Origin of the sequence: Mycobacterium europaeum (assembly GCF_002102155.1) — a bacterium.
Taxonomy (GTDB): domain Bacteria; phylum Actinomycetota; class Actinomycetes; order Mycobacteriales; family Mycobacteriaceae; genus Mycobacterium; species Mycobacterium europaeum.
Genome location: NZ_LQOU01000002.1, coordinates 154604 through 181304, shown reverse-complemented (window position 1 = coordinate 181304; position 26701 = coordinate 154604). Strand labels below are relative to the sequence as shown.

The window sequence follows — 26701 nt, the reverse complement described above, 5'->3', positions numbered from 1 at the left end:
CGCGATGGCAGACACCACCCGCCCCGACCACCTGCCCAACCTGCGAGCGGATCGCCAACCCCCGCACCCGTCCTGGCTGCCCAGACAACGCCGCGGGACCACGCCCCAAATGATCGGGCGCTACCCGGATTACGACGTGCTGGAGACGGTTGACACCTGGGACGAGGCCACCAAGAAGGTGGTGCTGGCGAGGCTGGAGCCGCCCGGGCCGCTGCGGTTCTTCACCACCGAGGAGGAGCCCTGCCTGCGCGCGTTCTGCGACACCGTGCTCGCCCAGGACGCCGAGCCGCGGGTACCTGTGCCCGAGTCGGTCGACTCCAAGCTCGCCGACGGCCGGCTCGACGGCTACCAGTACGCCGACATGCCCGACGACCGCGACACGTGGCGGCTGGTGCTGCGGGCGTTGAACGAGACCGCGTCCAGCCGCTACGGCAAGGCCTCGTTCGCCAACGCGGACCCCGGCACCCGCGAGGCGATCGTCGACCAGTTCTGCCAGGGCGACCTGGACGGCGGCGCCTGGGAGCGCCTGAACGTCAAACGCGCATGGTCGGTGTGCATGCGAATGGTGTTGTCCGGGTTCTACTCCCACCCCTGGGCGTGGAACGAGATCGGGTTCGGCGGCCCGGCCTACCCGCGCGGGTTCATGCGCCTGGGCGGCGCCACCGGGGACGCCGCGGCGCGCGAACCATACGAGACGAGGGGCGCCACGGAGGAGGACCCGGTCCGCGTGGTGCAACGGGGCGAGCTGTGATGGGCGACCGACTCCGCGGACTGCTCAAGGGAGCCGTCGGGCCCAAGGACAACGAATCGCGGTTCCTGCTCGACGTGCACTCGCGTGACCTGCCCGGCGAGAAGACGATGCAGCGCTACGGCGACGACGACGAGGTCGACCTGGTGGTCGTCGGCGCCGGCGCCGGCGGGTCGGTGCTCGCCCAGCGCCTGGCGCGGGCCGGCTGGCGGGTCGTCATCCTCGAGGCGGGGCCGTTCTGGCACCCCGACGAGGACTGGGTGTCCGACGAGGCGGGTTCGCACCCCCTGTACTGGACGCAAAAGCGCATCATCGGCGGTGAAGACCCGATCGAGCTGGGCAAGAACAACTCCGGGCGAGGCGTGGGCGGCTCGATGGTCCACTACGCCGGCTACACGCCGCGGTTTCATCCCAGCGACTTTCACACCTACACCGTCGACGGTGTCGGGGCGGACTGGCCGATCCGCTACGAGGACGTCCGCCCGCACTACGAGCGGATCGAGCTCGAGTTGCCGGTGGCCGGGCAGAACTGGCCGTGGGGCTACCCGCACCGGTATTCCTTTTCCCCGCACCCGATCTCGGGCGCGGCTGCCAAGCTGTGGCGGGGCGCGATGCAACTCGGCATCGACATGCGGGTCGGGCCCGTCGGCATCGTCAACGGCACCTTCGGCAACCGCCCGCACTGCATCTACCGCGGCTACTGCCTGCAGGGCTGCAAGGTCAACGCCAAAGCCAGCCCGTACGTCACGCACCTGCCCGACGCGTTGGCCCACGCGGTGGAGATCCGCGCCAACTGCATGGCGGCGCGCGTCGAGCTCGACGAGACCGGCGCCGCGCGGGGGGTCGTGTATTACGACGAGACGGGCGGCAGCGAACGCTTGCAGCGGGCGAAAGCCGTTGCCATCGCCGGCTACTCGATCGAAACGCCCAGGCTGCTGCTCAACTCCGTCAGCGAGCGCTTCCCGAACGGGTTGGGCAACAACGACGATCAGGTCGGCCGCTACGTGATGGTGCAGGGCGCCACGCAGTCGGCGGGCCGGTGGTCGGACGAGGTCAGGATGTACAAGGCCCCACCCCCGGAGGTGTCCTCGGAACAGTTCTACGAGACGGACCCGTCGCGCGGGTTCGCCCGCGGCTTCTCCATCCAGACCGTCTCGCCGCTGCCCATCGGTTGGGCCGAACACGTGCTCGCCGACGGGCATTGGGGCCGGCCATTGCGGGAGTACATGCGCGACTACAACCACTGGGCGACCATCGGCGTGCTCAACGAACTGTTGCCGCTGCCGGACAACCGGGTCACCCTCGCCCAGGAGACGGATCCGTACGGCATCCCGGTCGCCCGGTTCGACTACACGCTGTGCGACAACGACAAGGCCAACATGTCCTACTCCACCAAGGTGATCGGCGACATCCTGCACGCCGCCGGCGCCCAGGACGTGCTGACCATCCAACGTTTCGCCCACCTGATCGGAGGCGCCCGGATGGGCACCCGCCCGGACAACTCCGTGGTCGACTCCGATCACCGGGTGTGGGGCGTGCCGAACCTGTTCCTCACCGACGGCTCGGTGTGCCCGACGCAGGGCTCGGCGAACCCGGCGCTGACGATCATGGCGTTGGCCTCGCGGCTGGCCGAACGGATGGCGACGGGCAAGATCGGCAGGGAAGCCTCGGCGAGCCGGCCGGCAAAGGCGGGGGTCCGTGTCTGACCGCAGGATCGATGTCGAGGCGACCTTCTCGCCGCGGGTGCTGCGCGAGTACGCGCTGCTCGCCGACGGCGAGCGGGGCGCCCTCATCGGCCCCCAGGGTGACGTCGCGTGGCTGTGCGCGCCGCGGTGGGACTCCGACGCCGTGTTCTCCAATCTCATTGGCGGCGACGGGGTTTACGCGGTCACCCCGACCGATGTCCGGCACGTGTGGGGCGGCTATTACGAGCCCGGCACCCTGATCTGGCGCAATCGCTGGATCACCCGCGACGGCATCGTGGAATGCCGCGAGGCGCTGGCCTTCCCCGGCGATCCCGACCGGGTGGTGTTGCTGCGCCGGCTGATGGGTTGCCGCGGGACCACCCGGGTGCGCCTGCTACTGCAGCCGAGCGCCGCGTTCGGCCGGCACGGCGCCGGCGACCTGAGCGTCGACGACGGGGTCTGGAGCGGGACGTCGGGACGGTTGCGGTGGCGCTGGCGCGGCGGCTGCGACGCGCGCGCCGTCAAAGCGGCGCACGGCCACGGCGACCTGCTCGCCTGCGAGGTCACCGTCGACGAGGGCGGTCAGCACGACTTCGTCCTGGAGCTCTCCGAACGCGCGCTCCCCGACCAGCCGCCCGACCCCCACATCACCTGGGACGCAACCGAGGCCGCGTGGCACCGCAGCATGCCCGAGCTGAACGGCACCATCGCGCCGCGCGACGCGCGCCACTCCTACGCGGTGCTGCGCGGGCTGACCAGCAGCGGCGGCGGCATGGTCGCCGCCGCCACGATGAGCCTGCCCGAGCGCGCGCACACCAACCAGAACTACGACTACCGCTACGCGTGGATCCGGGATCAGGTCTACGCCGGCATCGCCGCCGCGACCGTCGGCGCGACCGAATTGCTGGACCGCGCGGTCGAATTCGTGGGCGCCCGGCTGCTGGAACACGGGCCGGACCTCAAGCCGGCCTACACCGTCACCGGCGGCACCGTGCCCAGCGAGGAAACCCTGGACCTGCCCGGCTACCCCGGCGGCACCGACAAGGTGGGCAATTGGGTCAACCAGCAGTTCCAGCTCGACGTCTTCGGCGAGGCGCTGCAGCTGCTGGCGTGCGCAGGCAACGCCGGCCGGCTCGACGTCGAGGGCTGGCGCGCCGCGCAGGCCGCCATCGGGGCGATCGAAAAGCGTTGGCGCGAGCCGGATGCGGGGATCTGGGAGACCGAGAACGAGCATTGGACGCAGTCCCGGCTGGCGTGTGTGGCGGGGCTGCGCGCCATCGCCAAGGTGGCGGGCGGCGGCCCCGAGGTGACTGCCAGCGCCTCGCTCGCCGACGCGATCCTGGCCGACACCGCCGCCGGCAGCCTGCACCCGCAGGGCTACTGGCAACGCAGCCCGCGGCTGCCCGGGGTGGACGCCTCGCTGCTGCTGCCTCCCGTGCGCGGGGCCATACCCGCCGACGACCCGCGCACCCGGGCCACGCTGGATGCGGTCCGCAGGCAGCTCAGCAACGACGGGTTCGTCTACCGCTTCCGGCACGACGAGCGTGACCTCGGCGACGCCGAGGGCGCCTTCCTGCTCTGCGGATTCATGATGGCGCTCGCCGAACACCAACTGGGGCACGCCCATTGCGCGATGCGCTGGTTCGAACGCAACCGCGCCGCGTGCGGGCCCCCCGGATTGTTCTGCGAGGAATACGACATCAGGCAGCGCCAGCTGCGCGGCAACCTCCCCCAGGCCTTCGCGCACGCGCTGATGCTGGAATGCACGGCCACCCTCGCCGACGACGCCCACCATGACTGAACGAGAGGAGATTCCAGCGATGACACCGACCCCACAAACAGTTGTGATCACCGGAGCGAGCGCCGGCATCGGCCGCGCCACCGCCCAGCTGTTCGGTCAGCGCGGGGCGAACGTCGCCCTGCTCGCCCGCGGATCCGCGGGCCTCGAGGGCGCCGCCCGCGACGTCGAAGCCGGTGGCGGCAAGGCGCTGACCATTCCCACCGACGTCGCCGACCACGCGGCCGTCGTCGCCGCCGCCGACGAGACCGAGGCGGCCTTCGGCCCCATCGACGTCTGGGTCAACGTCGCGTTCACCTCCGTGTTCGCGCCGTTCCACGAGATCAGCGCCGAGGAGTTCAGACGCGTGACCGAGGTGTCCTACCTCGGGTACGTGCACGGCACCATGGCGGCGCTGGCCAAGATGCGGCCGCGCGACCGCGGCACCATCGTGCAAGTCGGTTCCGCGCTCAGCCAGCGATCCATCCCGCTGCAGTCGGCGTACTGCGGCGCCAAGCACGCCATCAACGGCTTCACCGAATCGCTGCGCTGCGAACTGCTGCACGAGGGCTCGAACGTGCGGGTCACCGTGGCCCAGATGCCCGCCGTCAACACCCCGCAGTTCTCCTGGGTACTGTCCCGGCTGCCGCGCCACCCCCAACCGGTGCCGCCGATCTACCAGCCCGAGGTCGCCGCCCGCGGCGTCCTGTACGCCGCGGATCATCCTGGTCGCAAACAATATTGGGTCGGTGACAGCACCGCGGTGACGCTGCTGGCGCAGAAGTTCGTGGCGCCGCTGCTGGACCGCTACCTGGGCCGCACCGGGTACGACTCGCAGCAGACCGAGGAGCAGGTCAGCGCCGGTCGCCCGCACAACCTGTGGCAGCCGCTCGACGAGGAGCCGGGCAGCGACCACGGCGCCCACGGCGGGTTCGACGACAAATCCCACATGCTGAGCCCGCAACTGTGGGCGTCGCAGCACGCGATGCTCAGCGGCGCCGGCGCGCTCGGTGCGGCGGGACTGGGCGGGTGGCTCGCCGCGCGCCGGTGGGCCCGATGAGCGTCGACGCACGCATCGACGACGTCACCGCCCAGGCCTACGAAATCCCCACCGACGCACCCGAGGCCGACGGCACCCTGCCGTGGTCGTCGACCACGCTGGTGCTGGCCGAGGTTGCCGCGGACGGGCGGCGCGGGATCGGCTACACCTACGCCGACGGCGCGTGCGCGGACCTGATCAACGGTCCGCTGGCCGGCACCCTCACCGGACACGGCGCCCTGGACATCACCGGCCGGTGGCAGGCGATGGTCCGGGCGATGCGCAACAACGGGCGGCCGGGGCTGGTGTCGTGCGCCATCTCGGCGGTCGACACCGCCCTGTGGGACCTCAAGGGCAAGCTGCTGGACCTGCCGGTGTGCCGGCTGCTCGGCATGGCGCACGACGCGGTCCCGATCTACGGCAGCGGCGGGTTCACCACCTATGACGAGCGTCAGACTCGCGCCCAGCTCGAACGCTGGGTGGACGAGTGGAAGATCCCGCGCGTCAAGATCAAGATCGGCGAGTCGTGGGGATCCGACGAGCGCCGCGACCTCGATCGAATCGCGCTGTCCCGCAGGGTGATCGGGCCGGACGTCGAGCTCTATGTCGACGCCAACGGCGCCTACCGCCGCAAGCAGGCGATCCGGGTGGCCCACGCCATGGCCGACCACGACGTCACCTGGTTCGAAGAGCCCGTCTCGTCCGACGACCTGGACGGGTTACGGGAAGTCCGCGACCAGGTGACGCCCGACGTCGCGGCCGGCGAATACGGCTACGACCTGGCCTACTTCAACCGGATGCTCGCCGCCGGGGCGGTCGACTGCCTGCAAATCGACGTCACCCGCTGCGGCGGCATCACCGACTGGCTGCGGGCCGCCGCCGTGGCCGCCGCCCACAACGTCGACGTGTCCGGGCACTGCGCCCCCAACCTGCACGCCCACGTGGCGAGCACCATCCCCAACCTGCGCCACCTGGAGTACTTCCACGATCACCACCGCATCGAGCACATGGTGTTCGACGGCGCGCTGTCCCCCGAGTGCGGCGCGCTGCGGCCGGATCTGCGCCGGCCGGGGCTGGGCCTCGAATTCAAACGCGCCGACGCGGAACCGTATCGGAAAGCCTGATCCATGAATGGACTCGCGCAAAAATGGGCATTGATATGCGGAGGACATAGTTACGGATCTGAAGGACAGCGACCGATGACCGTGAACTTCGAGGACGAAGCAGTGCGGGGGCGCGACGGGAACCGCCCCGATGACGACGCGGCGGCCTCCGCGTGCGAGGCGTTCATGTCCGACGCCGTCGACCAACAGGACCTGAACGCGGTCGACCTGGTCCTGGGCCTGGGCGAGCCGCAGAACGTCGGCCGGTTCCGGTTCTTCCTCGACGGCCACCGCTGGGAGTGGTCGGCCGCGGTCGCCCGGATGCACGGTTACCGGCCCGGCCAGGTGCAGCCCACCACGGAACTGCTGCTCAAGCACAAGCACCCCGAGGACCGCGAACGCGTCGACGCCGTCCTGGACCGGGTGATGCGGGGCAAGCCGTTCAGCAGCCGCCACCGCATCATCGACACCGGCGGGCGCACGCACTGCGTCGTCGTCGCGGGCGACCGGATGCTCGATGACGACGGCAACCTGATCGGAGCGTCGGGGTTCTACGTCGACGTCACCGACTCGCTGCAGACCGACATCAACAACGTGCTGTCGGCGGTGGCCGACGCCCGCGCCCGGATCGAACAGGCCAAGGGCGTGCTGATGGCCGCCTACGGCATCTCCGCGGAGCGGGCGTTCGACATTTTGGTGTGGCGCTCCCAGGAGACCAACCTGAAACTGCGCGACCTCGCCGGCCGCTTCCTGGACGCCCTTGCCAGCGAGGCGTCGGCGGAGACCCAGAGCCAAATCGACCGGGCACTGCTGACCCTCCAGTAGCGGCAGTAGGGTCGGGCCGGTGGCGCACCTATTGGGGGCCGAGGCCATCCGCCTCGAATACCCGACCCAGCTGGTCTTCGACTCGGTCACGTTGGGCGTGAACGACGGCGCGCGCATCGGCATCGTCGGGCGCAACGGCGACGGCAAGTCGAGCCTGCTCCGGCTGCTGACGGGCCAGCTGCAACCCGACTCCGGCCGCGTGACCCGCCGCAGCGGCCTGCGGGTCGGCGCGCTCAGCCAGGCGGACACCCTGAAACCGGACCGCACGGTGGGCTGGACGCTGGTGGGCGAGGCGGCCGAACACCAGTGGGCCGGCGACGCGCGGGTCCGCGACGTGGTCGCCGGCCTGGTGTCCGACATCGCCTGGGACGCAACGATAGCCACGCTCAGCGGTGGCCAGCGCCGCCGGGTCCAGCTGGCGGAGTTGCTGGTCGGCGAGTGGGACGTGATCGCCCTCGACGAACCGACCAACCATCTGGACATCGAGGGCATCACCTGGCTGGCCGAGCACCTGAAACAGCGCTGGGCGCGCAACACCGGCGGGCTGTTGCTGGTGACGCACGACCGCTGGTTCCTCGACGAGGTCGCCACCACGACGTGGGAGGTGCACGACGGCATCGTGGAGCCGTTCGAGGGCGGCTACGCGGCGTACGTGCTGCAGCGCGTCGAGCGCGACCGGATGGCCGCCGCCACCGAGGCCAAGCGGCAGAACCTGATGCGCAAGGAGCTGGCGTGGCTGCGTCGCGGCGCGCCGGCCCGCACCTCGAAGCCCAAGTTCCGCATCGAGGCGGCCAACCAGCTGATCGCCGACGTGCCGCCGCTGCGCAACACCGTCGAGCTGGCCAAGCTGGCGACGGCCAGGCTGGGCAAGGACGTCATCGACCTGCTCGACGTGTCGGTCGAATTTGACGGCCACCCGGTGCTGCGCGACATCGAGTGGCGGATCGCCCCGGGGGAACGCACCGGCATCGTCGGGGCCAACGGCGCCGGCAAGTCGACGCTGCTGGGGCTGATCGCCGGAACCGTCAAGCCGGACACCGGGCGGGTCAAGCGCGGCAAGACCGTGCGGCTGGCCGTGCTGGACCAACAGGGCGACGCCCTGGCCGGGCTCACCGACGACCGGATCGCCGACGTGCTGGGCGGGCTGCGCGGCGGGTACGAGGTCGAGGGCCGGGAGGTGACGCCGGCGCAGCTGCTCGAGCGGCTCGGCTTCGGTCGCGGCCAGCTGTCCGCCCGGATCGGCGAACTCTCCGGCGGGCAACGGCGGCGGCTGCAGCTGATGCTCACGCTGCTGTCCGAGCCCAACGTGCTGCTGCTGGACGAGCCCACCAACGACGTCGACACCGACATGCTGACCGCGATGGAGGACCTGCTCGACTCGTGGGCGGGCACCCTGATCGTCGTCTCGCACGACCGCTACCTGCTCGAGCGGGTCACCGACCAGCAGTACGCCATTCTCGACGGCCGGTTGCGCCACCTGCCCGGCGGCATCGACGAGTACCTGCGGCTGGCCGCGCCGAAGGCCGGCGCCGGCGCCCAGCCGGCACGGCCCGAGACGGCGGGGATGTCGGGAGCCGAACGGCGGGCCGCGGAAAAAGAGCTGGCCGGCCTCGACCGCCGGCTCGCGCGCCTGGCCGACCAGATCGCCGACAAACACCGCGAGCTGGCCGAGCACGACCAGGCCGACCATGTCGGCATCGCGCGGCTCACCGGGGAGTTGCGGGCCCTGGACGACGAGGTCGCCTCGACGGAGGGCCGGTGGCTGGAGCTGTCGGAGATCCTCGAATAATGCGACTGTGACTTGCGGCCCCACCGAAACCGTGGCCTGCGTCGGTTCCAGCACCACCGCGTCCAAGGGAACCTACCGCTGGATCGACGAACTGCAGAATCGGCCGCGCAACAAGCGATTCCGGTTCGTGAACTTCGGCGTGGGCGGCGACCTGTCCTTCCACACGATCCGGCGGCTGCGCCGCGTGACCGCCGTCCGGCCCGACCGGGTGATCGTCCTGATCGGCACCAACGACATGCTGGCCGGCGTCTTCCCCAACTTCCGCCGGGTGGTGCGAGTGTGGAAGGGGCTGCCCGCCGAGCCGACCGCGCGGCGGTTCGAAGAGAACCTCGAACTCATCACGCGCCGGTTGCGGCTGGAGACCGACGCCAGGATCGCGCTGAGTTCCCTCGCGCCCGTGGGGGAAGACCCGCAGTCGACGCACGCCGTCCAGGCTCGCCTGAACGACGAGTGCGCCGCCTACAACGTCGCGATCCGGGCGGTGGCGGCGCGGGAGGGCACGGACTACATCGCCTTCTTCGAAGCGTTCCAGGACCAATTGGTCCGCGCGCAGACCGCCAAGCCGTTCACCCGGTTCTCGTTCCGGTCGTTCTACCGCGACTATCTGATCCGGGAGGCGGTGCTGCGCCGCAGCTTCGATGACATCTCACGGATGAACGGATGGGAGTTCCACATCGACGGCATCCACCTGAACACCCGCGGCGGCCGCATCCTCACCGAGGCCGTTCAAGGCTTCCTGGACTCGCCGGCGGCGGGCTGACCGGCTAGCGCCAGCGCAACAGCACGAGCTCGGAGCTGAACCCCGGGCCCATCGCGAGCATCAGCCCGGGGCCTCCGCCGGGCGGCGGCTTGGCGATGGTGTCACGCAGGATGTGCAGCACCGAGGCCGACGACAAGTTCGCGATCTCACCCAGCGAGCGCCAGGTCAGCTCGAGGGCATCGGGCGGCAGCTCGAGGCTGTTGGCGATCGCGTTGATGACCTTGGGGCCGCCGGGATGCGCCACCCAGGCGCCGATGTCGTCCTTGGTCAGGCCGTGGGCGCCCAGGAATCGGCTGACGTCGCCGGGCAGGTAGCGGTCGATGAAGTCGGTCAGCTCCGGGGACATCACCAGGTGCAGCCCGGCCGGGCTGACGTTCCAGGCCATGACGTGCAGCGAATCCCGATACAGGCGGCTGCGGGAGTCGACGATGTCGGGCCCGCCGGGGGTCGACCGGTCGGCGCGACGGTCGCCGACGGCGACCACGGCGGCGGCCCCGTCGCCGAACATGGCGGTGCCGACCAGGCCCGACACCGTGGGCTTGACCGCAGGGAAGGTGAGCGAACACAGCTCGACCGAGACCAGGGCCGCGACGCCGTCCGGCGCCCCGCGCAGATAGTCGTGCAGCCGGCCCACACCGGCCGCCCCGGCCGCGCAGCCCAGCCCGAACAGCGGCACCCGGCGCACGTCCGGGCGCAGCCCAAGCCGCCCGGCGATCCGCGCGTCGAGCGACGGCACCGCCACGCCGGTCACCGTGGTGGTGGCGATCATGTCGATGTCCTGGGGTCGCAGATCGGCCTCGTCGAGCGCGCCCAGCAGCGCCTGGCAGCCGAGCTCGACGGCGTGCTCGATGAAGATCTCGTTGGCCTCACCGAAATCGGTGAGCGACGGGTAGCGCTCCAGCGGCAGGACGAGGTGGCGGCAGTTGACCTTGGCGGCGGCGTGCAGCCGCCGGACGACCGCCTCGTGCTCCTTGAGGGCGGGCAATTCGACGAGCTGGTCGGTGATTTCGGCCTGGCTGTAGCGATGCGGCGGCAATACTGCGAACACACCCGCAATGACGCTCATGCCCAACCCTCTTGCTTGCATCCCAGCTCGAATGGGACTTTCACCGATCCCCGAAGCTTATGCGGTTCGCGACATCCCGGCAAAAGTTTGACGTATTCGACGTGTGTGTCATTGCTTTGGGGTTTCATCGTCCGTCGCTCTCGTCGTCACCCGCGTTGAGCGCCATCGCGATCAACGCGTCGGGGGTCAGGGAATCGATCTCATCGCCGGTGATCACCGGTTCGGCGGCAACGCTTTCCGGTCCGCCGGCGAGCAGCAGGAGCTTGTCGAGCAATCCGGTCCTGCGGAGCTCGGCGACGGGGATGCTGCGCAGCGACGACCACAGTTTGTCCTCGTCGGATCGGTCGTCCTCCCCGCGGAACAGTTGCTGCCGCAGGTGATCGGCCAGCGCCGCGGGGGTGGGATAGTCGAAGATCAGGGTCCGCGACAGAGCCAGGCCGGTCGCCGTCGTCAGCCGGTTGCGCAGTTCGACGCCGGTCATCGAATCGAACCCGAGGTCGGCGAAGGCGCGGTCGCGGTCGATGGCGCTGCCGTCCGGGTGTCCCGAGACGGCGGCGACGTGCTCGCAGACCAGCTCGACCAGCCGCCTCCGCCGGTCCGCGGGCGCCAGGGCGTGCAACCGCTCGGCCAGGTCCGGCGACCGGCTCGCCTTGGCGGGCACCGCATCCCGCGCATCCCCCAGCCAGAATCGTTGCCGCGCAAAGCCGTACGTCGGCAGGTCAACCCGGCGGGTCCCGGGGGCGGCCAGCACGACCGGCCAGCGTACCTCCACACCGGCGGTGAACAGCCGGCCGGCCGCGTACAGCAGCGACCCGACCTCGGGACCGTCCTTGGGCATGGTCACCACCGAGATCGGCCGCTGGGTGGTCAGGGACTGGTCCACCGCCGGGCTCAGCCCACCGCCCGGGCCCATCTCGGCGAACGCCGTCACCCCCAGAGCCTCGGCGGCGCGCACGCCGTCGAGGAACCGCACCGGCCGGCGCACATGCTCGACCCAGTATCGCGCGGATCCGTACCCGGGGCCGGCGGGCTCGCCGGACACGTTGGAGATCAGGCAAATTCGGGGCTGGCGCGGTTGGATGCCGGAGATCCGATGCGCGAACTCGTCGAGCATCGGTTCCATCAACGGCGAATGAAAGGCGTGCGAGACCGCCAATCGGTGCGTCCGACGGCCGGTGTCCGCCAGGCGGTCCGCCACCGCCCCCACCGCGGCGCGCTCACCGGACAGCACCACCGCGTTCGGAGCGTTGACCGCCGCGATGCTGACGTCCGCGCCCAGCATCGGGGTCACCTCCGCCTCGCCGGCGTCCACCGCCACCATCACCCCGCCCGCCGGCAGCCGGGCCATCAATTCTCCGCGCGCCGCCACGATGCGCGCCGCGTCATCCAGCGACAACGCCCCCGCCACACACGCCGCCGCGATCTCCCCCACCGAGTGGCCCAGCACCACATCGGGTATCACACCCCAGGACCGCCACAGCGCGGCCAGGGCGACCTCGAGCACGAACAACGCCGGCTGGGCGAATCCGGTGTCCCGCAACGACTCCGCGTCGTCGCCCCACATCACCTCGCGCAACGGCACCCGCAGGTGGGCGTCCATCGCCGCGGCGGCCTCGTCGAACGCGCGGGCGAACGCCGGAAATCGGTCATGCAGCCGGCGACCCATCCCCGGCGATTGCGAACCCTGGCCCGGGAACACGAAGGCCGTCTTGGCCGCCGGCCCGGCGTGGCCGACCACCAGCCCCGGGGCCGCCTCGCCGGCCGCCACGCCGGCCAGGTCGCGGGTCAGCGCCTCGCGATCGCGGCCCACCAGCACCGCCCGATGGTCGAACACCGAACGCGTGGTCACCAACGACCACGCCACGTCGGGCGCGGTCAGCTCCGAGTCGGCCACCCACGCCGCGAGTCGCCGCGCCTGGTTGGCCAGGGCCTGCGCGGAGCGCGCCGAGAGCACCCACGCAACCGGCCCGTCGGGCGCGTCGGCGGGTGTATCCGGTTGCGCGGGAGCCTCTTCCACGACGACGTGCGCGTTCGTGCCGCCCATGCCGAACGACGACACCCCGGCACGGCGCGGACGCTCGGCCGCCGGCCACGGCAGGGCGTCGGTGTTGACCCGCAGCCCGAGGCGATCGAGCTCGGGGTCGGGGCCGGCGTGGTTGAGGCTCGGCGGAATCACCGAATGCCGCACGGCGAGCACGGCCTTGAGCAGGCCCGCGATGCCCGCGGCGGCCCCGGCGTGCCCGATGTTGGTCTTCACCGAGCCCACGTTCACCGGGCGCGCGCGCCCGCCGAACACCTCACCCAGCGCCTGCGCCTCCGCCGCGTCGCCGACCTTCGTGCCGGTGCCGTGCGCCTCGACATAGTCGATGTCGCCGCCGCCCAGGCCGGCGGCGGCAAGCGCGCGGCGGATCACGTCGGCCTCGGCGGAGACCGAGGGCACCGTCTGACCCGCGGCGCTGTGCCCCGCATTGCCCACGGCGCTGCCCCGGATCACCGCGTGGATGCGGTCCCCGTCCCGCAGGGCCGCCGGCAACGGCTTGAGCAGCACCAGTCCGCCGCCCTCGCCACGGACGTAGCCGTCCGCGCGCCGATCGAACGCGTAGGTGTGACCCGAGGTCGACAGCGCGCCGAATTCGCGCTCCAACATTGCCGTTTCGTCGGCCAGGTTGAGGTGGACGCCGCCGGCGAGCGCCAGCGCCGACTCGCCCGAACGCAGGCTCTCGCACGCGAGGTGCACGGCGGTCAGCGACGACGATTGCCCGGAGTCGACGGTCATGCTGGGCCCGCGCAACCCCAGGGCATAGGACACCCTGTTGGCGATCATCCCCCGGCTGATGCCGGCGAACGAGTGGTGGTCGAGGTTGTCGGCCAGGTCGCGCAGCGTGAGGACCGCGTAGTCGTCGGCCATCGCCCCGACGTACACCGCAACCGACTCGCCTCGCACGTTTTCCGCCACCACGAACGCGTCTTCGAAGGCTTCCCAGGCCAATTCGAGGGCCAGCCGCTGGCGGGGATCCATCGCGCCCGCCTCACGCGGGGAGAGATGGAAGAAATCGGCGTCGAACTCCGCGACGTCGCCGGGCAGCCGCGCCGCCTCCCGCCCGTCGCGGAGCACACCCCAGAGGTCGCGCGGGTTCTCCGCGCCGGGAAATCGGCACGCGAGACCGATGATCGCGACGTCGGTCATGCTAAGGGCCCATCTCGTCGTCGAGGATGGCGAAGAGCTGGCTCTCGGTGGCGGTGGCGATGTCGTCGTCGAACGGATCGTCGGGATGTTCGGGGTACGGCACGGGCGCGGGACCGGTCAGGCCGGTCAGCAGGCCCTCCAGCCGGGCGGCGAGCTGCGCTTTGTCGCCGGGGCTCCAGTCGGATTGGCCGAGCAGCGCCTGCATCTCGCGGAGCACGTCGTCGAAGCGGGCCATGCGATCCGGCGGCTCGCCGTTCGTCCCGGTGGACAGCTGCGCGTCGAGATGCTCGGCCAGCGCCGCCGGCGTCGGGTGATCGAAGATCAGCGTGGGCGAAAGGGTCAGTCCGGTCGCTATTTTGAGCCTGTTGCGCAGCTCCACGGCGGTCAGCGAGTCGAAGCCCAGATCGGCGAAGGCCTGCTCGGCGTCGACGTCGGCGGTGCTGTGACCCAACACGGTGGCGGCGTTGCCGCACACCAGCTCCACCAGCTCGCGGCGCCGCTGCTCGGGGGCCAGGCCGTCCAGCCGCGCCCGCAGGCCCGTCAACGACACCATGTCGGTCGGGTCGAGGACGCGCCGGGCCGGCCGAGATGCCAACTGGCGCAACAGCGGCGGCAGCGCGGCGCCGGCATGCGCCAGCGCGGCGGTGTCGAGCCGGGTGGCCACCACGACGGGGGGCTCGGCCAGCAGCGCGGTGTCGAGCAGGTCGAGCGCCTGGCGGGTGGACAGCGGGGCGAGCCCGGCGCGGCTCATCCGGGCCCTGTCGCGGTCGCCGAGGTGCTGGGTCATGGCCGACGCCTGCTCCCACATCCCCCAGGCGATGGACAGGCCGGGCAACCGGTGGGCCCGGCGGTAGGCCGCCAGGCCGTCGAGGAAGCTGTTGGCCGCCGCGTAGTTGCCCTGACCCGGCGCGCCGACGATCCCCGCCATCGACGAAAACACCACGAACGCCGCCAGATCCAGCCCCCGGGTCAGCTCATGCAGGTGCCACGCGCCGTCGACCTTGGACCGCAACACCGTGTCGATGCGCTCCGGGGTCAGCGACGCGATCACCGCGTCGTCCAGCACGCCAGCGGCATGGAACACCCCGCGCAGCGGCAGCTGCGCGGGCACCTGTGCCAGCACCCCCGCCACGGCGTCGCGATCGGCGACGTCGCAGGCCACCACCGACACCCGGGCCCCGGCGTCGCGCAGCTCGGCGACCAGCCCGGACATCCCGTCGGCCAGCTCGCCGCTGCGGCTGACCAACATCACGTGCGGCACCCGGTGGCGGTCGACCAGGTGACGAGCCACCGCCGCGCCCGCCATGCCCGTCCCGCCGGTGATCAGCACGGTGCCACCGCCCAGCCCGGCGGGCCCGTCGGGCATGGTGAGCACGACCTTGCCGATGTGGCGGGCCTGGCTGACGAACCGGTAGGCGTCGGCGGCGCGCCGCACGTCAAACACCTTGACCGGCAACGGCTTCAGCGTCCCGTCGGCGAACAATCGCATCAACTCGGACAGCATCTCGGCGATGCGGTCCGGTCCGGCCTCCATCAGGTCGAACGCGCGGTATCGGACGCCGGTGAGGGCCTCCGGGTCGCGCAGGTCCGTCTTGCCCATCTCGATGAAGCGCCCACCGGGGACCAGCAGCCGTAGCGAGGCATCGGTGAACTCGCCGGCGAGCGAATTGAGCACCACGTCCATCCCGGCGCCGCCCGTCGCGATGGAGAACTCGCCCTCGAACTCCAGCGTCCGCGAATCCGCGATGTGTTCCTCGTCGAGACCCATGGCGCGCAGGGTGTCCCACTTGCCGCGGCTGGCGGTGGCGAAAACCTCGGCGCCCCAGTGCCGGGCCAGCTGCACGGCGGCCATGCCGACCCCGCCGGCTCCGGCGTGCACCAGCACCCGCTCGCCGGCCCGCAGGCCGCCCAGGACCGACAACCCGTAGTACGCCGTGAGGAACACCACCGGCACGCCCGCGGCGTCGGTGAACGACCAGTCGGGCGGCACCCGCGTCACCAGCCGCCGATCGACGACGGCCTCCGACCCCGTCAGGCCCAGAATCCCCATGACCGGGTCGCCCACGGCCACATCGGTGATGCCGGGCCCGATCTCGGTCACCACCCCGGCGCCCTCGGCGCCCAGCTGCGCCGCGCCCGGGTACATGCCCAGGGCCACCAACACGTCGCGGAAGTTCACCCCGGCCGCCGCCACCGCCACCCGCACCTGACCGGCGGCGAGTTCGGCCGGCGGGGCGGACTGCACCGCCAGGTCCTCCAGCGTGCCGGCGTCGCCGGCGGCCAGCCGCCAGACCGACGGTGGCTCGGGCAACTGCAACACCGGCTGCGCCTTGAGCGGCTTGAGCCGGGCGCCGTAGGCGACGCCCTCGCGTACCACCAATTGCGGCTCGCCGCAGCCGATCACGGACCCGAGGTCGAGCGACCCGTCGGAGTCGACCAGCACCACCTGGCCCGGCTGCTCGGCCTGTGCCGACCGCACCAGCCCCCACACCGCCGCGCCGGCCAGATCCGACACGTCCTCGCCGGGCAGCGCGACCGCCCCGCGGGTCAGCACCACCAGCGGCGGGGCGCCCTCGGCCCGGGACTGCAACTCCCGCAGCGCCTCATGGGCGGCGCTGTACACCGACCCGACTACCCCCGCAGCGTCCACCGGCAGCCGCCACACCTCGGGTTCCGCCCCGAAGTCGTTGTCCGGCAACGTGATCGGGGACCACACGGCCTCCAGCAGTTCACCGCCGCCGGATCGCGCCGCCACGGCCGCCGACAGCTGCGCGGCCGAGACCGGACGCGTCACCAGCTCGCGCACCGACAGCACCGGCACGCCCGACGAATCGGCCAGTTCGACCGAGACGGCGCCCTCGCCCGCCGGGGCCAGCCGCACCCGGACCCGCGACGCCCCGGCCGCATGCAGGCACACGCCTTGCCACGAGAACGGCAGGACGGTTTGGCCCCGCTCGCCGGCGACCGCCAGGGCATGCAGGGCGGCGTCCAGCACCACCGGGTGAATCCCGAAGCCGCCCACCGTCACCCCGGCCTGCTGCGGGGCCTCCACCTCGGCGAAGGTCTCGGCGCCCCGGCGCCACACCCTGCGCAGCCCGCGGAAGGCCGGGCCGTACCCGTAGCCGCGCGCCGCCAGATCGTCGTAGGCGCCGGTCACGTCGGCCGCGGTCGCCCCGATGGGCGGCCACACCGACAGGTCCGCCTCCGGTGCGGGTGTGCCTTCGCTCAACACGCCCTGGGCGTGCAGCGTCCACTCCGCGCCGGCCTGCGAATACACCGCGACGGCCCGGGATCCGGTGTCGCCGGCCGCGTCGACCACCACCTGCACGCGCACCGCGCCGGCGGCCGGCAGCGGCAACGGGGCCGACAGCGTGAGCTCCTCGATCACCGGGCAGCCGACCTCGTCGCCGGCCCGCAGCGTCAGCTCCACGAACCCGGCGCCGGGGAACAACACCGTCCCGGTCACCGCGTGATCGGCCAGCCACGGCTGGGCCGCGGTCGAGAGCCGGCCCGTCAGCACCACGCCGCCCGAATCGGGGCGCTGCACCACCGCGCCCAACAGGGCGTGCTCGGCCGGGACCAGGCCCAGGCCGGCGGTGTCCCGGGCACCCACCGACTCGGTCGACAACCAAAACCTGCGCCGCGCAAAGGCGTACGTCGGCAGGTCGACCCGGCCGGCAGCCAGGCCGGCGAACGCCGCGGCCCAGCCGACGTCGGCGCCGGAGGCGAACAACCGCCCGGCCGCCAGCAGCACCGAATCGACCTCGGGGCGGTCCTTGGGCATCGACACCGCCGACACGGCCGGCTCGGCCGCCAAGGACTCCTCCACCGCGGCCGTCAGCGCCGCGCCCGGTCCCACCTCCAGGAACGCGCCGGCGCCCAGCGCTTCGGCGCACCGCACGCCGTCGACGAACCGCACCGGCCGGCGCACGTGCTCGACCCAATAGTCGGCGGACCCGTACCCGGGCCCGGCCAGTTGCCCGGTCACGTTGGACACCAAGTCGATTCGCGGCGCGCGGGGCGACACCGCGGCCACCACCGCGGAGAACTCCGCGATCATTGGCTCCATCAGCGGCGAGTGGAAGGCGTGCGAGACGGCCAGTTGCCGCACCCGCCGCCCGCGGTCGGCCAGCCGATCCGCCACGGCCGTCACCGCGGCCCGGTCGCCGGACAGCACCACCGCGTCCGGGCCGTTGACCGCCGCGATGCTCACGCCGCCGTTCAGCAGCGGCGCGACCTCGGCCTCGGCGGCGGTCACCGCCACCATCACCCCGCCGTCCGGCAGTGCCGCCATCAGCCGGCCACGGGCCGCCACCACCCGCGCCGCGTCCTGCAGCGAGAGCACCCCGGCCACGCAGGCCGCGGCGATCTCGCCGACCGAGTGGCCGATCACCACATCGGGTGTCACACCCCAGGACCGCCACAGCGCCGCCAGGGCGACCTCCAGCGCGAACAACGCCGGCTGGGCGAACTCCGTGCTCTGCAACAACTCCGGGTCGCCGCCCCACATCACGTCGCGCAGCGGCAGCCGCGCGTGGGCGTCCACCGCCGCCACCGCCTCGTCGAACGCCTCGGCGAACACCGGGAAGCGTCGATACAGTTCGCGTCCCATCCCGAGCCGCTGCGCGCCCTGACCGGGAAAGACGAACACCCGCTTACCGACCGCGCGGGTGCGCCCGACCGCCACACCCGCGCCGGGCTCCCCGGACGCCACGCCCGCGAGCCCCGCCAGCAGCGTCTCGCGGTCGGCGCCCACCAGCACCGCGCGGTGCTCCAGGGCCGCCCGGGTGGTGGCCAGTGACCAGCCCACGTCCACCGGGCGCAGCCCCGGCTCGGCGTCCAGGTGGGCCGACAGCCGCGCGGCCTGCGCCGCCAGCGCGTCGGCCGACCGGGCCGAGACCACCCACGCCACCACCGCTTCGGGCGAATCACCCTCCGCCACAACGGCTGCGGGCTCCGCGGGGGGCTGCTCGACGATCACGTGGGCGTTGGTTCCGCTGATCCCGAACGACGACACGCCCGCCAGGCGCCGGCCGTCGCGCGCCGGCCACGGCCGGGGCTCGGTCAACAGCGACACCGCGCCCGCCGACCAGTCCACATGCGGCGACGGCACATCCACGTGCAGCGTCCTGGGCATCACCCCGTGCCGCATGGCCTGCACCATCTTGATCACCCCGGCCACCCCGGCCGCGGCCGACGTGTGACCGATGTTGGATTTGATCGAGCCCAGCCACAGCGGCCGGTCCGCCGGCCGGTCCTGCCCGTACGTCGCCAACAGGGCCTGGGCCTCGATGGGGTCGCCCAACACCGTGCCCGTGCCGTGGCCTTCGACCACGTCGACGTCCGCGGCGGTCAACCCGGCGTTGGCCAGCGCGGTGCGGATCACCCGCTGCTGGGACGGCCCGTTGGGCGCGGTCAGACCGTTGGAGGCGCCGTCCTGGTTCACCGCCGAGCCGGCCAGCACCGCGAGCACCGGATGCCCCAGCCGCCGCGCGTCGGCCAGTCGCTCCAGCACCAGGACGCCCCCGCCCTCCGACCACGACGTGCCGTCCGCGGCGCCGGCGTACACCTTGCACCGGCCGTCCGGCGCCAGCGCCCGCTGCCGGCTGAACTCGACGAACGCGGCGGGCGTGGCCATCACCGTGACGCCGCCGGCCAGCGCCAGATCGCACTCCCCCGAGCGCAGCGACTGCGCGGCCAGGTGCATCGCCACCAACGACGACGAACACGCCGTGTCCACCGACACCGCGGGGCCTTCCAGACCCAACACATAGGACACCCGGCCCGAGGCCACGCTCAGGGTCGAACCGGTCAGCCCGTAGCCCTCCAGCTCGCCCTTCACCTCGCCGCCGTAACCGGCGTGGATGACACCGGCGAACACTCCGGTCGCCGAGCCGCGCAGCGCGAGCGGGTCAATCCCCGCCCGCTCCAACGCTTCCCACGACATCTCCAGCATCAACCGCTGCTGAGGATCCATCGCCAGGGCCTCGCTGGGGCCGACCCCGAAGAAGCCGGCGTCGAATTCGGCCGCGTCGCGCAGGAAGCTGCCCTGCCGGGTGTACATCTTGCCCGCGGCGTCGGGATCCGGGTCGTAGAGCCCCTCGACATCCCAGCCCCGGTCCGCCGGAAAGTCCGACACCGTGTCGCGGCCCTCATCGACCAACTGCCACAGGGCTTCCGGCGAATCGACCCCGCCCGCGTAGCGGCACGCCATGCCGACCACCGCGATCGGTTCGGACAGCTTGCCTTCCAGTTCCGCGACGCGTCGGCGCGCCCGCCTGAGATCCGCCGTCAGGCGCTTCAGGTAGTCGACGTGCTGCGAGGTGTCCGGCATCGTGGTCTCAGCGGCCGAGTTCTTCATCGAGGATGGCAAAGAGTTGGCTTTCGGTGGCGGCATCGAGGTCGGCGTCCAGGCCTTCGGGGTCGGGGTGATCGTCGGGGTCCAGGGCGGTGAGCAGGTTGTGCAGCCGGGCCCGCAGCGCCGATTTGTCGCCCGCGTCCCAGCCGGGCCGAGCGAGCAGCGCCTGCAGTTCGCGGGTGATGTCGGTGAAGCGCGCCATCAGGTCAGGCTGCTCGCCCGAGCCGGCGGCCAGCTGGCCGTCGAGGTGCTCCGCCAGCACCGACGGCGTCGGGTAGTCGAAGATCAGCGTGGGCGAAAGCGTAAGCCCCGTAGCGGTTTTGAGCCGGTTGCGCAGCTCGACGGCGGTGAGCGAATCGAAACCGAGGTCACCGAACGCGCGGCCCGCGTTGATGTCGGCGGGGTTCGGCAGCCCCAGCACCGTCGCCGCGTTGCCGCAGACCAGGTCGACCAGCTCCCGCTGTCGCGCCTCGGGGGCCAGGCCGTGCAGGCGCGCCGTGAGACCGGTCGTCAGGGCGGTGGTGTCCACATCGTCGATGACGCGGCGGGTGGTGCGCGCGCCCAGCTCGCTCAGCAGCGGGGGCAGCGCGGCGGCGTTGTCGGACAAGGCGACCCGATCCACGCGGGCGGCCATCAGCACCGGCGCCTCGACCAGCATGGCGGCGTCGAACGACTCCAGCGCCTGCTCGGTGGACAGCGGTGCGATCCCGAGCCGGCTCATCCGGGCCTTGTCGCGCTCGCCGAGGTGGGCCGTCATCGCCGACGCCTGCTCCCACAGGCCCCAGGCCAGCGACAGACCCGGCAGCCCGTGTGCGCGCCGGAACGCGACCAGCCCGTCGAGGAAGCTGTTGGCCGCGGCGTAGTTGGCCTGGCCCGGGGTGCCCACGATCCCGGCCATCGACGAGAACACCACGAACGCCGACAGATCCTGCTCGCGGGTCAGCTCGTGCAGGTGCCAGGCCCCGTCGACCTTGGCCCGCAACACCGCATCCACCCGATCCGGGGTCAGCGACAACACCAGTCCGTCATCGAGAATGCCGGCCGCGTGCACCACCGCCCGCAGCGGATACTCCCGCGGTATCTGCGCCAGCATCGCCGCGACCGCCTCGCGGTCCGCGACATCGCAGGCCACCACCGACACCCGGGCGCCCGCCTCCTGCAGGCCATCGACCAACTCCGCGATCCCCGGAGCCCCGGCGCCCGCGCGGCTGGCCAGCACCACGTGGGCCACGCGATACCGGTCGACGAGGTGCCGGGCCAGCGCCGAGCCGGCCATGCCGGTACCGCCGGTGATCACCACGCTGCCGCCGGCCAGCCCGCCACACCCACTGAGCACCGCGCCGGGCCCGGACGGCAGGGTGAGCGCGACCTTGCCGATGTGCCGGGCCTGGCTGACGAACCGGTACGCCGCCGAGGCGCAGCGGACGTCGAAGGCCTTCAGCGGCAGCGGTTTCACCGCGCCCTCGCGCAGCAGTCGCACGATTTCGGCCAGCATCGCGGCGGTGCGGTCCGCGCCCACCTCCATCAGGTCGAAGGCGCGATACCGGGCGCCCCGATACCGCTCGGCGACGTCGTGCGGATCGCGGACGTCGGTCTTGCCCATCTCGATGAAGCGCCCGCCGGGGGCCAGCAGCCGCAGCGACGCGTCGGTGAACTCACCCGCCAGGGAATTGAGCACCACATCGACACCGGCCCCGCCGGTGGCCGCCGAGAACCTCTGCTCGAACTCCAGCGTCCGCGAGTCGCCGATGTGGTCGTCGTCGAATCCCATCGCGCGCAAGGTGTCCCATTTGCCGCGGCTCGCGGTGGCGAACACCTCCGCACCCCAGTGCCGGGCCAGCTGGACCGCGGCCATCCCCACCCCGCCGGTGGCGGTGTGCACCAGCACCCGCTCGCCGGCGCGCAGGCCCGCCAACTCCGACAGCCCGTAGAGCGCGGTGAGGAACACCACCGGCACGCCCGCCGCCGTCACCAGCGACCAGCCCTGCGGCACCGGGGTCACCATTCGCTGATCGACCACGGCTTCCGACCCGACCACCCCGAGCAGCCCCATCACCGCGTCACCGACGGCCAGCCCCGTCACGCCGGGACCGGCCTCGACGACCACACCCGAGCCCTCGGCCCCCAGCCGGCCACCGCCCGGATACATGCCCAGGGCGACCAGCACGTCGCGGAAGTTCACCCCGACCGCGGCCACCGCCACCCGGACCTGGCCGGGCTCCAGCTCCGCCGGCGGGCACGGGCTCACCACCAGGTCCTCCAGCGTGCCCCCGGCGCCGGCATCCAGCCGCCAGCCCCCGGGCGGCAGCCGGAGCACCGACCCCCTGCGCACCGGCCGCATCCGGGCCGCGTACGCCACGCCGTCGCGGACCGCCAGTTGCGGCTCCCCGCAGCCGATCACCGCCCGCGGGTCCAGCGATCCGTCGGAGTCGATCAGCACCACCCGGCCCGGATGCTCGGCCTGGGCCGAGCGCACCAGGCCCCATACCGCCGCGCCGGCCAGGTCCGTGACGTCCTCGCCGGGGAGCGCCACCGCGCCGCGGGTCTGCACGGCCACCACCGGGGAGCCGGCCTCGCCCAGCCACGATTGCAGCGCGACCAGCGCCCCGGTCGTGGCCGCGTGCACCGAGCGCACCATGTCGCCGCCGTGCCCGCCCGGCTCCCACACCGTGACGTCGGGGTCGAAGGCGTTGCCGCTCAGGGATATCGGCGACCACGCCACCTCGAACAGGCCCTCGGCGGGCGCCGCCGCGAGCGACAACTGCTCGGCGGACACCGGACGCATCGCCAGCGAGCGCACCGACAACACCGGCAGCCCGGAGCCGTCGGCCAATTCCACCGACACCGCTCCCGCGCCGGACGGCGCTATCCGGACCCGCGCCCGCGATGCGCCGGCCGCGTGCAGCGACACCCCCTGCCAGGAGAACGGCAGGACGGTCTGGCCCGGCCCGGCGGCCACGCCGATCGCGTGCAGCGCCGCGTCGAGCAACACCGGGTGTATGCCGAAGCCACCGTCCGACGCGCCCGCGTCGTCCGGCAGGGCGACGTCGGCGAAGATCTCGTCGCCCCGCCGCCACATCGCCCGCAGGCCGCGGAACGCCCGGCCGTACTCATAGCCGCGCTCCGCCAGCCGCGCGTACGCGTCGCCCACCTCCACCGGAGTGGCCCCCACCGGCGGCCACACCGACATGTCCACGGCCGGCGCCACGGCCGCCGCGCCCAACAGGCCCTGGGCGTGCAGCACCCACTCCGACTGCGCCCCGGCCGCATACACCGACACCTCGCGCCGACCCGACTCGGTGGCCCCGCCGACCACCACCTGCACCTGCACCCCGTCCGCGGGCGGCAACACCAGCGGGGCGGACAGCGTCAACTCCTCGAGGACGCCGCACCCGACTTCGTCGCCGGCGCGGACGGCCAGCTCCACGAACCCCGCGCCGGGGAACAACACCGTGCCGCCCACCGCGTGGTCGGCCAGCCACGGCTGCGCGGCCGTCGACAGCCGGCCCGTCAGGACCACCCCGCCGGAGTCGGGCCGCGCCACCACCGCGCCCAGCAGCGCGTGCCGCGCGCCCGCCAGCCCCAGGCTGGCCACGTCTCCCGATCCAGTGGCCCCGCCTGGCAGCCAAAACCGTTGCCGCGCAAAGCCATACGTCGGCAAATCCACGCGCCGCCCACCCAGGCCGGCGAGGGCGGCCCGCCAGTCCACCGGCACCCCGGCCACGTGGGCCTGACCCGCCGAAAGCCAGAACCGGTGCAGCGAACCGTCGTCGCGGCCCAGGGAGGGGACCACCACCGCGTCCCGACCGCAATCGGCCAGCGTCTCCTCGACGGCGGCGAGCAGCACGGGGTGCGGGCTGGATTCGACGAACACCCCGTACCCGGCGCCGCACGCGTTGCGCACCGCCCGCTCGAACTGGACCGTCTGCCGGATGCTGCGGAACCAGTAGTCGGCGTCGAGTCCCGCGGTGTCCAGCGGCTCGCCGGTCACGGTGGAGAACAGCGTGACCGAGGACGACCGCGGCTCGATTCCGGCCAGCGCCTCGGTCAGCGCGGCGCGGATCGCGTCGACGTGCCGGGAGTGGGAGGCGTAGTCGACGTCGATCCTGCGGGCCCGCACGTCGCCGCCCTCACAGCGCCGGATCAACTCGTCGAGCGCCTCCACCTCACCGGACACCACCACCGCGGAAACACCGTTGACCGCAGCGACATTCAGCCGATCGCCGAACGCGGCGATCAGCTCTTCGGCCCGGCCCAGGCCGCAGGCCAGCGACACCATGCCGCCCGCGCCCGACAGCCCCACCAACAGCCGGCTGCGCAGCGCCACCACCCTGGCGGCGTCCTCCAGGGACAGCGACCCCGCGACACAGGCCGCCGCGATCTCGCCCTGCGAATGACCGATCACCGCATCGGGAACCACGCCCAGCGAGCGCCACAACTCCGCCAGCGACACCATCACCGCCCACAGGGCCGGCTGCACCACGTCCACCCGGTCCAGCCCGGGCGCGCCGGGCGCCCCGCGGATGACGTCGACCAGGGACCAGTCCACGTGTTCGGCGAGCGCCTTCTCGCAGCGCTGCAGGTGTTCGGCGAAAACCGGTGAGGTGTCGAGTAATTCGGATCCCATGCCGACCCATTGCGAGCCCTGCCCGGGAAACACGAACACCGTCTTGCCCACCGGTTGCGCCCGGCCCACCACCGCGCCCGCCCCCGGCGCGCCGGCGGCGAGGTCAGCCAGGCCGGCCAGCTCCGTTAGCAGGCGCTCGCGGTCCCCGACCAGCACGGCCCGGTGCTCGAACAGCGACCGCGTCGACACCAGCGACCAGGCCACGTCGACCACCCGCAGACCCGGTTCTGCGTGCAGCCGCGCCAGCAGCCGGGACGCCTGGTTGGCCAGCGCGTCGGCCGAGCGGGCCGACAGCACCCACGGCGCGGGCGCGTCATCGCCGGCCGGCGCGGGGCTTTCGGACTCCAGCGGTGGTTGCTCGACGATGACGTGCGCATTGGTGCCGCTGATCCCGAACGACGACACCCCGGCGCGGCGCGGCCGGTCCTGCGCGGGCCACTCCCGCGCCTCGGTCAGCAGCGACACCGCGCCCGCCGACCAATCCACGTGCGGTGTGGGCACATCCACGTGCAGTGTCTTGGGCATCAGCCCGTGCCGGACCGCCTGCACCATCTTGATCACCCCGCCGGCGCCGGCCGCCGCCGAGGTGTGGCCCATGTTGGACTTGATCGACCCCAGCCACAGCGGCCGGTCCGCCGGCCGGTCCTGCCCGTAGGTGGCCAAAACCGCTTGCGCCTCAATCGGATCCCCGAGGGTGGTGCCCGTCCCGTGCCCTTCCACCAGATCCACGTCCGCGGCGCGCAGGCGCGCGTCGGCCAGCGCGGCCCGGATCACCCGCTGCTGCGAGGGCCCGTTGGGCGTCGCCAGCCCGTTGGAGGCGCCGTCCTGATTGACCGCCGACCCGCGCAGCAGCGCCAGCACCTGATGCCCCAACCGGCGCGCGTCGGACAGCCGTTCCAGCACCAGCACGCCGACGCCCTCGGAGAAGCCGGTGCCGTCGGCGGCACCGGCGTACGCCTTGCACCGCCCGTCGGCGGCCAGCGCCCGCTGCCGGCTGAACTCGATGAACATCGCCGGGGTGGCCATCACCGTCACGCCGCCGGCCAGCGCCAGGTCGCACTCGCCGGCGCGCAGCGACCGCGCCGCCAGGTGCAGGGCCACCAACGACGACGAGCAGGCCGTGTCCACCGACACGGCCGGGCCCTCCAGCCCCAGCGAGTAGGCCACCCGGCCCGACGCCACGCTCAGCGTCGAGCCGCGCAGCCCGTAGCGCTCCAGGTGTCCGGGCACCCGGCCCTGGCCGCCGTAGGAGCCGTGGAAGATCCCGGCGAACACCCCCGTCGCCGAACCGCGCAGATCGGCGGGGTCGATCCCGGCCCGCTCCAGCGCCTCCCAGGACACCTCCAGCAGCAGGCGTTGCTGCGGGTCCATGGCCAGCGCCTCGCTGGGCGCGATGGAAAAGAACGCGGCGTCGAAGTCGGCCACGTCGGCCAGGAAGCCCCCGCAGCGGGCGTAGGACTTCCCCACCGCGTCGGGGTCGGGATCGAACAGGCCCGCCAGGTTCCAGCCGCGGTCCGCCGGGAAGTCCGAGACCACATCGCGGCCCTCGACCACCATCTGCCACAGGGCCTCCGGCGAATCCACACCGCCCGGATACCGGCACCCCATCCCGACCACCGCCACGGGTTCGGTTGCCGCGGCGAGGTATTCGCTGGCCTCCCGCTTCAGCCGCTCGTTGTCCTTGAGCGCCGCACGGAGGGCCTTGACCAGCTCATCGGAATCGCTGTTCATCGGACG

Annotated in this window: 12 protein-coding genes; 8 read left to right on the top strand and 4 right to left on the bottom strand. The window is 72.5% G+C overall.

The features are described 5' to 3' along the window. The first annotated feature begins 4 nt into the window (after positions 1–4). From AWC03_RS00795 to AWC03_RS00760, 8 genes are all read left to right on the top strand, one after another. Complete coding sequence (locus AWC03_RS00795; RefSeq protein WP_085238619.1) at positions 5–751, top strand: gluconate 2-dehydrogenase subunit 3 family protein; 747 nt, start codon at positions 5–7, stop codon at positions 749–751. Next, complete coding sequence (locus tag AWC03_RS00790) at positions 751–2454, top strand: GMC family oxidoreductase (RefSeq protein ID WP_085238618.1); 1704 nt, start codon at positions 751–753, stop codon at positions 2452–2454. Before AWC03_RS00795 ends, AWC03_RS00790 begins: the two co-directional genes overlap by 1 nt. Continuing rightward, on the top strand, positions 2447–4234 hold the full coding sequence (locus tag AWC03_RS00785; RefSeq protein WP_085238617.1) for a glycoside hydrolase family 15 protein: 1788 nt from the start codon (positions 2447–2449) through the stop codon (positions 4232–4234). Before AWC03_RS00790 ends, AWC03_RS00785 begins: the two co-directional genes overlap by 8 nt. 19 nt (positions 4235–4253) lie before the next feature. After that, a complete protein-coding gene (locus tag AWC03_RS00780; RefSeq protein WP_085238616.1) occupies positions 4254–5270 on the top strand; it encodes an SDR family oxidoreductase in 1017 nt (338 codons plus the stop codon). Continuing rightward, positions 5267–6373, top strand: coding sequence for an enolase C-terminal domain-like protein (locus AWC03_RS00775; RefSeq protein WP_085238693.1), 1107 nt, complete (start codon positions 5267–5269; stop codon positions 6371–6373). Before AWC03_RS00780 ends, AWC03_RS00775 begins: the two co-directional genes overlap by 4 nt. Before the next feature lie 75 nt (positions 6374–6448). Then, complete coding sequence (locus AWC03_RS00770; protein ID WP_085238615.1) at positions 6449–7177, top strand: PAS and ANTAR domain-containing protein; 729 nt, start codon at positions 6449–6451, stop codon at positions 7175–7177. A 19-nt stretch (positions 7178–7196) separates the two neighbouring features. Then, positions 7197–8966 (top strand): ABC-F family ATP-binding cassette domain-containing protein, encoded by a 1770-nt coding sequence (locus tag AWC03_RS00765; protein ID WP_085238614.1) that lies wholly within the window; start codon positions 7197–7199, stop codon positions 8964–8966. A gap of 7 nt (positions 8967–8973) precedes the next feature. Beyond that, the gene (locus tag AWC03_RS00760) at positions 8974–9726 is read left to right on the top strand and encodes an SGNH/GDSL hydrolase family protein (protein WP_158089935.1); all 753 of its coding nucleotides are present in this window, start codon (positions 8974–8976) and stop codon (positions 9724–9726) included. A gap of 4 nt (positions 9727–9730) precedes the next feature. Here AWC03_RS00760 and AWC03_RS00755 read toward each other — a convergent pair whose 3' ends face one another. From AWC03_RS00755 to AWC03_RS00740, 4 genes are all read right to left on the bottom strand, one after another. Continuing rightward, positions 9731–10792 (bottom strand): type III polyketide synthase, encoded by a 1062-nt coding sequence (locus AWC03_RS00755; RefSeq protein WP_085238612.1) that lies wholly within the window; start codon positions 10790–10792, stop codon positions 9731–9733. Between the two features lie 124 nt (positions 10793–10916). After that, positions 10917–13979: a type I polyketide synthase gene (locus AWC03_RS00750; RefSeq protein ID WP_085238611.1), complete on the bottom strand. Its 3063-nt coding sequence runs from the start codon at positions 13977–13979 to the stop codon at positions 10917–10919. A 1-nt stretch (position 13980) separates the two neighbouring features. Beyond that, positions 13981–20313 (bottom strand): SDR family NAD(P)-dependent oxidoreductase, encoded by a 6333-nt coding sequence (locus AWC03_RS00745; RefSeq protein ID WP_420845631.1) that lies wholly within the window; start codon positions 20311–20313, stop codon positions 13981–13983. 7 nt (positions 20314–20320) lie between these two features. Then, positions 20321–26695, bottom strand: coding sequence for a type I polyketide synthase (locus AWC03_RS00740; protein WP_085238609.1), 6375 nt, complete (start codon positions 26693–26695; stop codon positions 20321–20323). Positions 26696–26701: the final 6 nt, after the last annotated feature.